Below are 10,740 nucleotides of genomic sequence, written 5' to 3'. Positions count from 1 at the left end.
AAGCTAGTAAGATCCCTGAAAGATGATCAGGTTGATAGGTTCGAGGTGGAAGCATGGTGACATGTGGAGCTGACGAATACTAATAGATCGAGGACTTAACCATATAATATGAAGCAATGTTATCTAGTTTTGAAGGAATATGCCTTCATAGTTTGGTGATGATGGCAGAGAGGTCACACCCGTTCCCATACCGAACACGGAAGTTAAGCTCTCTAGCGCCGATGGTAGTTGGGACCTTGTCCCTGTGAGAGTAGGACGTCGCCAAGCAACTAAAAACACAAGTCTTTTGACTTGTGTTTTTTTGTATTGTTAAAAAGAATGGGAAAGAAGTAATGGTAATACAAACACGTTGCCCAAGAGTTAATCATATTATATAAGAGATGGGTGTATATTTTTCTGGAAATTGTTAAGGATTAGAAGTATAAAATAGGTTCACTTAAATAGGGAGGGAAGGTTATGAAATTACAAAGTGAAGTTTGTATTGTTTGTGAGACAAAAAGAAAAGAAGGTATATATGTTTATAATAATTTAATATGTTATGAATGTGAAAAGGATATGGTGAATACAGAGACAGATGATCCGAAATATATACATTATTTAAAGCAACTTCGAAAATTAGAAGTATCATATTTTTAAATAGGCATATGCCTATTATTTTTTTTGTTCTGTATAATAGATGGAGAATGAATAATAAGGAAGAGATGTAGATGAATCAAAATCATATGCCTTTATATGAGGCGTTAATCGAGTTTAAAGAAAGAGGGCCGTTATCCTTTCATGTCCCAGGTCATAAGAATGGTTTAAACTTCCCTCAGAAGGCAATAAGAGAGTTTAAAGATATTCTATCTATTGATGTAACTGAGTTAGCAGGACTAGATGATTTGCATAGTCCGTTTGAATGTATAGATGAGGCACAACAATTATTGGCTGAAGTGTATGATACAAAGAAAAGTTATTTTTTAATTAATGGTTCAACAGTCGGGAACTTAGCGATGATTTTGTCTTGTTGTGGGGAACATGATATTGTTCTTGTACAAAGAAATTGTCATAAATCAATTATTAATGGTTTAAAACTAGCGGGAGCAAATCCCATTTTTTTAGATCCATGGATTGATGAAACTTATAATGTACCAGTGGGAGTTCGTAATGAAATTATTAAGAAAGCAATTGGAAAATATCCAAATGCGAAAGCACTCATTCTAACGCATCCTAATTATTATGGTATGGGGATGGATTTAAAGGCAAGCATCGCTTTTGCACATGCACATGAAATCCCTGTTTTGATAGATGAGGCACATGGGGCACATCTTTGTTTAGGAGAACCATTCCCGAAATCAGCGTTAACATATGGTGCAGATATTGTAGTTCATTCTGCACATAAGACATTACCCGCAATGACAATGGGTTCCTATTTACATATAAATAGTCACTTAGTAGACGAAGAGAAGGTTACTACTTATTTAAGTATGCTACAATCTAGTAGTCCATCGTATCCAATTATGGCTTCCTTGGATATAGCACGCTTTACAATGGCGCGTATAAAAGAAGAAGGTCATGGTGAAATTGTTGAGTTTTTACGGAGATTTAAGGAACGGTTACGTTCTATTCCCCAAATCGCCATTTTAGAATATCCGTTGCAAGACGAGTTAAAGGTTACCGTACAAACTCGTTGTCAGTTATCAGGGTACGAATTACAGTCCGTATTTGAAAAGGTCGGTATATATACAGAGATGGCTGATCCGTACAATGTCCTATTTATTTTACCCCTGCAAGCAAATGAGGGGTATATGAAGGTTATAGAGATGATCCGAGTAGCATTGCAACATTATGACGTGAAAGACAAGAGGGAATCTATTCGTTATACTTATAAAGGTAAATTCTCTCCGTTGCCGTATACGTATAAACAACTAGAAAGATATGGAACAAGGATAGTATCTATAGAAGAGGCTGTTGGAATGATAGCGGCGGAAATGGTGATTCCGTATCCACCTGGGATTCCATTGGTTATGTATGGAGAGAGAATTACTTCAGAGCATAAAGAGCAAATTATGTATTTAGAGAGAGCAGGAGCTCGTTTTCAAGGTAATACGAAATATATGAAAGTGTATGACATAGAAAGTAGGTTTTAGGATGAAGGGATTATTTGTAACAATTGAAGGCCCAGAAGGTTCAGGTAAAACAACGTTAATTAAAAGCTTATTGCCATATTTTGAACAAAAAGCACAAAAGGTAATGGCGACAAGGGAACCAGGTGGTATTGCAATTTCTGAGGACATTAGGACGATTTTACATAAACAAGAATATACGATGATGGAAGCACGTACAGAAGCGCTTCTTTATGCTGCTGCGCGCAGACAACATTTAGTAGAAAAAGTTATGCCAGCACTTAATGAGAACTATCTCGTGTTATGTGATCGTTTTATAGATAGTTCTTTAGCATATCAAGGCTATGCAAGAGGATTGGGTATGGATAAGGTATTTGAAATAAATCGTTTCGCAACAGAGGACTGTATGCCTAGTTTAACAATTTATCTAGACATTGAGCCTGAGGTTGGCTTGGCTCGGATTGAAAAAGATGCAGGACGTGAAGTAAATCGACTAGATATGGAAGATATCTCTTTCCATAAACGTGTGCGCGAAGGGTATTTACAAGTTGTAGAACGTTTCTCGGAGCGTATTGTATTGGTAAATGCTGATCAGCCGATGGAAAAACTTATAGAAGAAGTTGTTCAGATTATAGAAGATAAATTGTTATAATAGAAGGAAAGAATGAAATAAGTGAGGTATGCATTATGATGAAGACGTGGGAGCAGCTTTCTGCTATACAACCCATCGGTGTAAAAATGTTGATGAATAGCATTGCAAAAGAGCGTATATCCCACGCTTACTTGTTAGAGGGAGGGAAAGGTACGGGAAAGTTTGCGACAGCAATTCAAATGGCAAAGAGTTTCCTCTGTTCTCAGCGGAATGGAGTAGAGCCCTGTCATGTATGCACAAATTGTAAGCGAATTGATTCAGGTAACCACCCTAACTTACATATTGTAAAACCAGACGGATTATCTATTAAGAAGCAGCAAATTCATGATTTACAAGAAGAGTTTTCAAAAACAGGATTAGAGGCAAATAAAAAATTATATATTATTGAGCACGCAGATCGTATGACGGCAAATGCGGCAAATACACTTTTGAAATTTTTAGAAGAACCAAGTAGTGATACAACCGCTATTTTACTTACTGAACAAAGTCATCAAATTTTAAATACGATTTTATCTCGTTGCCAAGTTGTTACGTTTAGACCGTTACCTACAGAATCTTTAATTAGAAGATTACAGGAAGAAGGTATTACAGCATCTTTATCGACACTTGCTGCTCAACTCACAAATAGTTTTGATGAAGCTTTAGCTTTATGTAGTGATGAATGGTTTGCACAAGCACGAGCTTTAGTGATAAAATTATGTGAAGCGCTCGAAAAAGATAAAACCTCTATTTTTTTTGTACAAGAAAAATGGGGAAAACACTTTGGAGAGAAAGAACAATTACAGCAAGGGTTAGATATGTTACTCCTTATTTATAAGGATTTACTATATGTTCAACTTGGAGAAGAAGATCGTCTTGTTTTTCATGAGCAGAAAGAGATGTTTGAATCGTTTTCCTATGCTCAGAAGCGCATTGTATCAGCTCTCTTTAATATATTAGAGGCAAAAAATAGAATCAACGCTAATGTAAATGCGCAGCTTGTGTTCGAACAGTTAGTGTTGCGGTTGCAGGAGGGATGACCGTTTTGTATGATGTAGTAGGTGTTCGCTTTAAGAAGGCCGGAAAGGTATATTACTTTGATCCAAATCAGTTCGATATCTCTGAAAATGAGTTTGTTATTGTAGAAACGGTAAGAGGTATTGAATACGGAAAAGTAGTTATTACCAAAAAGCAAGTTGATGAAAACGACGTTGTATTACCGCTAAAAAAGGTTATTCGTATTGCAAATGAAAATGATCGTACCATTGTTGAAGAGAACAAACATGCTGCAAAAGAAGCATATCAAGTCTGTCAGCAAAAGGTAGTAGAGCATAATCTTGATATGAAACTTGTAGATGTAGAGTATACATTCGATCGTAATAAGATTATTTTCTATTTTACTGCGGATGGTCGGATTGATTTCCGCGAACTAGTGAAGGACTTAGCGGCAATTTTTAGAACAAGAATTGAACTAAGACAAATTGGTGTTCGTGATGAAGCGAAGATGCTAGGTGGTATTGGTCCATGTGGTCGTATGCTTTGTTGTTCTACTTTTTTAGGAGATTTTGAACCTGTATCCATTAAAATGGCAAAGGATCAAAATTTATCATTAAATCCTGCAAAAATCTCTGGTTTATGTGGTCGCTTAATGTGTTGCTTAAAATATGAGAATGATGAATATGAGGCAGCAAAGGAACAACTTCCTGATTTAGATCAACGTATACAAACCCCGCATGGTACTGGCCGTGTGATCGGATTAAATATTTTAGAAAGATTAATTCAAGTGGAACTAGTAGACAAGGAACGGATAGTAGAATATACGTTAGATGAGTTAGTGAATAAAGGGGTCGTTTCGAGTCAAACCACAGATTAATGAGGTGGGTGCTTGTGGAGAAAAAAGATATTTTTGAATCGGTTTCTAGTATGGAAGAGCAAATTGGACATTTATACAAACAGTTGGGAGAGTTAAAACAGCATCTTGCAGAGTTGTTGGAAGAAAACCAGCATATAAAAATGGAAAATAACAATTTGCGACACCGTTTTGAAGAAGTGCAGAATAAAGAAAAACAAAAAACTCAAAAGCGTAAAGAAGTGAAGCCCAAGACAGATATTGGTGAAGGCTATGACAATTTAGCGAGACTGTATCAAGAAGGTTTTCATATTTGCAATCTACATTATGGAAGTGTACGTAAAGAGGGAGATTGTTTGTTCTGTCTGTCATTCTTAAATAAAAAGTGAAATTACCTTTCCAATTATAATTGGAAAGGTAATTTTTTATACATGAAATAGGGTAGGTTAAGGGTAAGAAAAGGAGCAGTATATGAATTTATATGAAGATGAACGTTTAGATTACTTATTAGCGCAAGACATGAAGATTATACAAAGCCCATCAGTATTTAATTTTTCTTTAGATGCTGTTTTACTAGCAGATTTTGCATGGGTACCAATTCAAAAGGGAAATTTACTTGATTTGTGTACAGGTAACGCAGTTGTCCCCCTTCTATTAAGTACAAGAACAAAAGGAAAGATTACTGGTGTGGAAATTCAAGAACGCTTATATGATATGGGAGTAAGAAGTGTTCAATATAATGGGCTGGAAGAAAGAATTCACCTCATACATGGAGATTTGAAAGATATGCCAGAGAAACTCGGACGTCATCAATATGATGTTGTTACATGTAATCCACCATATTTTCAAACACCTCAAACTTCAGAGAAAAATATGAATGAACATTTAGCGATAGCTCGTCATGAAATTATGTGTACATTAGAAGATGTTGTATCTGCAAGTAGTCAGTTAGTAAAACAAGGTGGGAAAGTGGCGTTTGTACATCGTCCAGGGCGATTACTCGACATTGTCACATTAATGCGTAAATATAAAATTGAACCAAAGCGTGTGCGATTTGTTTATCCTAAGGTTGGAAAAGAAGCAAATACATTGTTAATTGAAGGAATTAAGGATGGAAATGCAGATTTAAAAATTTTACCACCTCTCGTTGTATATGAGAACAATAACGAATATACAAAGGAGATACGTTCAATTTTATATGGAGAAGAATAAGCATTTTTTTTATGTGGTAGAGTGCTCTGATGGAAGTTATTATGCTGGATATACAAACCATATAGAAAAACGAATACAGACTCATAATAGCGGCAAAGGAGCTAAGTATACACGCGTCAGGCTTCCTGTCGTTTTAAAATATGTAGAGACCCATGATGATAAACGTACAGCTATGCAAGCGGAGTATTACTTTAAGCAATTAACGAGAAAACAAAAAGAGGCATATATGCAAAAAGGAGAACGCTATGTGGCAACAAAAAAGCTTTCAACAAAATGAAAAGGGAGTTTTATATTTAGTACCAACTCCTATTGGAAATTTAGAAGATATGACATTTCGTGCAATCCGAATTTTAAAAGAAGTTGATTTAATTGCTGCTGAAGATACGAGACAAACGAAAAAACTTTGTAATTATTTTGAAATTGAAACACCTGTCACGAGTTATCATGAGCATAATAAAGAAGTAAGTGGAAAGAGAATATTAGAGAAGTTAGAGAATGGAAAGAATGTAGCACTTGTTAGTGACGCTGGTATGCCGTGTATTTCTGATCCGGGTTACGATATTGTTGTTGAGGCAGTAGCTGAGCAATATCATGTAATTCCGCTTCCTGGAGCAAATGCAGCCCTTACAGCATTAATTGCATCCGGTCTTGAAACAAAGCAGTTTTATTTCTATGGTTTCTTGCAGAGAAACAAAAAGGAACGGAAGATGGAGTTAGAAAAGCTTCGTTATGTACAAACTACAATGATGTTTTATGAAGCGCCTCATCGTTTAGATGATACTTTAATTTCGATGCAGGAAGTGTTGGGAAATAGAGAGATTGTATTGTGTCGAGAGTTAACGAAAAAATTTGAGGAATTTATTCGAGGGACAATTCAAGAAGCAATTGAGTGGACGAAGCAAAATGAAGTACGTGGTGAGTTTTGTATTTTAGTAGCTGGTTCAACAGAAGAACCTGCTCCAGAAGAACAATGGTGGGAATCTCTTTCAGTATATGATCATATTGAACACTATATAAATGAAAAAGGTATGAATTCAAAAGAAGCGATTAAAACAGTCGCTAAAGATCGAGATTTGTCGAAAAGAGATGTATATCAAATCTATCATGTCGATAAAAAATAAGCTTCTCATAATTGAGAAGCTTATTTTGCTGTTTCGATATAATCTTGAAGTTCGTTTAAGATTTGCTCAGCGCCTTCTTTGCTTAAGATGATTTTACCTTCAGCTAAAGAAAGGTTACCGTCAGATACTTCACCAGTTACTTGGCAAGTCATGTTTGGTTTATATTTCTTTAAGATGATTTTTTCGTCATCAACATAGATTTCAAGAGCGTCCTTTTCTGCAATACCTAAAGTACGGCGTAATTCGATTGGAATTACTACACGACCTAATTCATCAACTTTACGAACAATACCAGTAGATTTCATAATTTTTTTCCTCCTAAATAAATAGTTTATAAGTTTCGAGTCTATTTTTAGATTCGTCATTTTTCGATAAAATACCCTATGGACATATGATACCAATCATTTACATTTCCGTCAATTCTTAAATTCTATATTTTTTAAAAAGATTTATAGATTTCTTATTTCTTATATATAATAGATTGAGAGGAAATTCCACAATTATTTACAATATTTTCAGAAAAAAATAACAAATTCCAAGTGGAGATTGTATATTTTTTTGAAATATGAGCAATAGATGATAAAGATATCGAGCATTAAGACCCAGAATTCAAAATTAGGTTGGCTTAAAGAAGATAAGTGAGATTCGGGCTGCTCGTAAAAGCCCGATTGATGTGGGCTAATAATCAGTGGGGATGAAGAAAAACCCCACTGATTAAAGTTTCACTTTATATATGAGTTTTTGATATACTGTTTATAAATACATATGAGGTTATTCGGGAGGTCCAAAACAATGACAGAGGAAAATAAGTCCTTTTATATTACTACCCCAATTTATTATCCAAGTGGAAAATTACACATTGGACATGCTTATACGACAGTAGCAGGAGATGCAATGGCACGATATAAGCGTATGCAAGGATATAATGTGCATTATTTAACAGGAACTGATGAGCATGGACAGAAGATCCAAAAGAAAGCAGAAGAGTTAAATATTACGCCACAGGCATATGTTGATAATATTGTTGCAGGAATTAAAGAGCTTTGGGAGAAGATGGATATTTCTTATGATGATTTTATTCGTACAACTGAAGATCGTCATAAAGATGTTGTCGAAAAAATCTTTAAGCAATTAGTAGATCAAGGTGACATTTATCTTGATGAATATGAAGGTTGGTATTCTGTACAAGATGAGACGTTCTATACAGAGCACCAATTAGTAGATCCAATTATGGAAGGTGACAAAGTAGTTGGAGGAAAAAGTCCAGATAGTGGTCATGATGTAGAACTTGTTCGTGAAGAATCTTATTTCTTTAGAATGGGTAAATATGTCGACAGACTATTAAAGTTCTATGAAGATAATCCACATTTCATTCAGCCGGAGTCTCGTAAAAATGAAATGATTAATAATTTTATTAAACCAGGATTAGAAGATTTAGCAGTTTCTCGTACTTCATTTGACTGGGGAGTTCGTGTTCCTGGTAACCCAAAACACGTTATTTACGTATGGGTTGACGCATTATCTAACTATATTACGGCGTTAGGTTATGGAACAGCAAATGAAGAGAAATATAAAAAATTCTGGCCTGCAGATGTGCATTTAGTTGGGAAAGAAATCGTTCGTTTCCATACAATTTATTGGCCGATAATTTTAATGGCATTAGATTTACCTCTTCCAAAGAAAGTCTTTGCTCATGGCTGGATTTTAATGAAGGATGGAAAGATGAGTAAGTCAAAAGGAAACGTAGTAGATCCAGTTACATTAATCGATCGTTATGGATTGGATGCATTACGTTATTACTTACTTCGTGAAGTTCCATTTGGATCTGATGGCGTATTTACACCAGAAGGATTTGTGGAGCGTATTAATTTCGACTTAGCAAATGACTTAGGTAATTTATTAAATCGTACAGTAGCTATGATTGATAAGTACTTTAACGGAGAAATCCCTGCATTTAAAGCAAATGTAACAGAATTTGATGAAACGTTAGTAGCGTTTGCACAAGATACTTTGAAAAAAGTAGAAGAAGCAATGGAGAATATGGAGTTCTCTGTAGCGTTAGGATCTATTTGGCAATTGGTTAGTCGTACGAATAAATATATTGATGAAACACAACCATGGGTATTAGCAAAAGATGAGAATGATCGTGAAAAGTTAGCTTCCGTAATGGCTCATTTAGCAGAAGTACTTCGTCAAACAGGTATTATGCTTATGCCATTCTTAACAGTAGCACCAAGCAAGATGTTTGCTCAGCTTGGCCTTACTGATGAGGCTCATAAATCTTGGGAAAGTCTATCTACAATTGGCTGTATTCCAGCTGGAACAAAAGTAGAAAAAGGAAACCCAATTTTCCCTCGTTTAGAAATAGAAGTGGAAGTAGAGTACATTAAAGAACAAATGAAAAGCTCTGCCCCTAAAGTAGAAGAGAAAAAAGAAGAAGAGCCGAAGGCAGAAGAAATTACAATTGATGATTTCTTTAAAGTAGAATTACGCGTAGCTGAAGTACTATCTGCTGAACCTGTGAAAAAAGCAGACAAGTTGTTAAAAATTCAACTAGACTTAGGCACAGAAAAGCGTCAAGTTGTTTCTGGAATTGCAAAATTCTATTCGCCAGAAGACCTAAAAGGTAAAAAGGTTATTTGTGTAACAAACTTAAAACCTGTAAAATTACGCGGTGAATTATCGCAAGGTATGATTTTAGCGGGTGAAGAGAATGGTGTATTGTCATTAGCATCAATTGACCAAAATCTACCAAATGGTACAAAAATCAAGTAATTAAGACAAGAAAAGAGATGTTTCACGTGTAACATGTGTGAAGCGTCTTTTTTCTTTTTACATTCTCTATTTTTGCATTAAGATTGTAGTATTGTTATCGTTAAGTTATTAAAGAACTTATTTTTGTAGAATAAACTTGATTTCAATATAAAAGGAGTTATGTATTATGTTGTTTGATACACATTCGCATTTGAATGCAGAGCAATTTGAAGAAGATTTGCAAGAAGTTATTGCCCGAATGAAAGAAGCGGGAGTTACTTATACAGTTGTTGTTGGTTTTGATGAAGTAACGATAAAAAAGGCGATGGAATTAGCTGAAGCTTATGATTTTATTTACGCTGCGGTTGGATGGCATCCAGTTGATGCAATTGACATGACAGAAGAACATTTAGCTTGGTTAGAAGAACTTGCTTCTCATCCTAAAGTCGTTGCACTTGGAGAAATGGGTTTAGATTATCATTGGGATAAGTCTCCAAAAGAAATACAGAAAGAAGTATTTCGTAAACAAATTGCATTAGCGAAAAAAGTGAAATTGCCGATTATTATACATAATCGCGATGCAACTCAAGATATTGTTGATATTCTAGAAGAAGAGAATGCAGCTGAAGTAGGAGGCATTATGCATTGTTTTAGCGGCAGCGTAGAAGTAGCAGAGCGATGTGTTGATATGAACTTTCTAATTTCGTTAGGCGGACCAGTTACATTTAAAAACGCTAAAAAGCCGAAAGAGGTTGCTACGGAGATTCCATTAGAGAAATTGTTAATAGAGACGGATTGTCCATATCTAACGCCGCATCCATTTCGAGGGAAACGAAATGAACCGAGTTATGTAAAACTCGTAGCAGAAGAAATTGCGAATTTAAAAGGTGTTTCTTATGAGGAAGTAGCAGAAATGACAACCAAAAATGCAAAAGCTTTATTTGGTGTTGAATAAAAAAGAATGGGGAAACCTGTTCTTTTTTATTTTGAAAAAACACTAGTAGAAGTGATGAAGAAAATAAATGTGAATGATGAAGTGTTACAATAAGGACAGAGAACAAAGATTTT

12 protein-coding genes and 2 rRNA genes are annotated in these 10,740 nt (G+C 35.2%); 13 read left to right on the top strand and 1 reads right to left on the bottom strand.

Annotated features, from left to right (window positions below; translation table 11 throughout):
- From ACS2FK_RS28595 to rsmI, 11 genes are all read left to right on the top strand, one after another.
- Positions 1 to 103 (top strand): 23S ribosomal RNA (locus ACS2FK_RS28595); the annotation flags it as partial.
- Between the two features lie 48 nt (positions 104 to 151).
- Positions 152 to 267 (top strand): 5S ribosomal RNA (gene rrf / locus ACS2FK_RS28590).
- A 189-nt stretch (positions 268 to 456) separates the two neighbouring features.
- On the top strand, positions 457 to 636 hold the full coding sequence (locus ACS2FK_RS28585) for a sigma factor G inhibitor Gin (protein WP_000776279.1): 180 nt from the start codon (positions 457 to 459) through the stop codon (positions 634 to 636).
- A 71-nt stretch (positions 637 to 707) separates the two neighbouring features.
- Positions 708 to 2,129, top strand: coding sequence for an aminotransferase class I/II-fold pyridoxal phosphate-dependent enzyme (locus tag ACS2FK_RS28580; RefSeq protein WP_063546179.1), 1,422 nt, complete (start codon positions 708 to 710; stop codon positions 2,127 to 2,129).
- A 1-nt stretch (position 2,130) separates the two neighbouring features.
- On the top strand, positions 2,131 to 2,757 hold the full coding sequence (gene tmk, locus ACS2FK_RS28575; protein WP_000677220.1) for a dTMP kinase: 627 nt from the start codon (positions 2,131 to 2,133) through the stop codon (positions 2,755 to 2,757).
- Positions 2,758 to 2,792: 35 nt separating this feature from the next.
- Positions 2,793 to 3,776, top strand: a complete 984-nt coding sequence (gene holB, locus ACS2FK_RS28570; RefSeq protein ID WP_000978578.1) for a DNA polymerase III subunit delta' — start codon at positions 2,793 to 2,795, stop codon at positions 3,774 to 3,776.
- A 5-nt stretch (positions 3,777 to 3,781) separates the two neighbouring features.
- Positions 3,782 to 4,609 (top strand): PSP1 domain-containing protein, encoded by an 828-nt coding sequence (locus ACS2FK_RS28565; RefSeq protein WP_000272429.1) that lies wholly within the window; start codon positions 3,782 to 3,784, stop codon positions 4,607 to 4,609.
- 14 nt (positions 4,610 to 4,623) lie between these two features.
- Complete coding sequence (gene yabA, locus ACS2FK_RS28560) at positions 4,624 to 4,974, top strand: DNA replication initiation control protein YabA (RefSeq protein ID WP_000412063.1); 351 nt, start codon at positions 4,624 to 4,626, stop codon at positions 4,972 to 4,974.
- Positions 4,975 to 5,056: 82 nt separating this feature from the next.
- Complete coding sequence (locus ACS2FK_RS28555) at positions 5,057 to 5,797, top strand: tRNA1(Val) (adenine(37)-N6)-methyltransferase (RefSeq protein WP_001055355.1); 741 nt, start codon at positions 5,057 to 5,059, stop codon at positions 5,795 to 5,797.
- Positions 5,784 to 6,074 (top strand): GIY-YIG nuclease family protein, encoded by a 291-nt coding sequence (locus tag ACS2FK_RS28550; protein ID WP_000414350.1) that lies wholly within the window; start codon positions 5,784 to 5,786, stop codon positions 6,072 to 6,074. Before ACS2FK_RS28555 ends, ACS2FK_RS28550 begins: the two co-directional genes overlap by 14 nt.
- A complete protein-coding gene (gene rsmI / locus ACS2FK_RS28545) occupies positions 6,043 to 6,918 on the top strand; it encodes a 16S rRNA (cytidine(1402)-2'-O)-methyltransferase (RefSeq protein WP_063546183.1) in 876 nt (291 codons plus the stop codon). The genes ACS2FK_RS28550 and rsmI overlap by 32 nt, the downstream gene beginning before the upstream one ends.
- Positions 6,919 to 6,938: 20 nt before the next feature.
- On the opposite strand, the gene ACS2FK_RS28540 is transcribed toward rsmI, so the two are convergent.
- Positions 6,939 to 7,223 (bottom strand): AbrB/MazE/SpoVT family DNA-binding domain-containing protein, encoded by a 285-nt coding sequence (locus ACS2FK_RS28540; protein ID WP_000843036.1) that lies wholly within the window; start codon positions 7,221 to 7,223, stop codon positions 6,939 to 6,941.
- Positions 7,224 to 7,710: 487 nt separating this feature from the next.
- On the opposite strand from ACS2FK_RS28540, the gene metG reads away from it, so the two are divergent.
- Together metG and ACS2FK_RS28530 are read left to right on the top strand one after the other, a co-directional pair.
- Complete coding sequence (gene metG / locus ACS2FK_RS28535; protein WP_000134131.1) at positions 7,711 to 9,693, top strand: methionine--tRNA ligase; 1,983 nt, start codon at positions 7,711 to 7,713, stop codon at positions 9,691 to 9,693.
- Positions 9,694 to 9,859: 166 nt separating this feature from the next.
- Entirely contained in the window at positions 9,860 to 10,627 is a 768-nt protein-coding gene (locus ACS2FK_RS28530; RefSeq protein ID WP_000895840.1) for a TatD family hydrolase, read from the top strand.
- Positions 10,628 to 10,740 lie beyond the last annotated feature (113 nt).

Source organism: Bacillus cereus group sp. BceL220, assembly GCF_051776965.1.
GTDB classification, from domain to species: Bacteria; Bacillota; Bacilli; order Bacillales; family Bacillaceae_G; genus Bacillus_A; species Bacillus_A cereus.
This window is presented reverse-complemented; position numbering and strand designations above follow the sequence as displayed.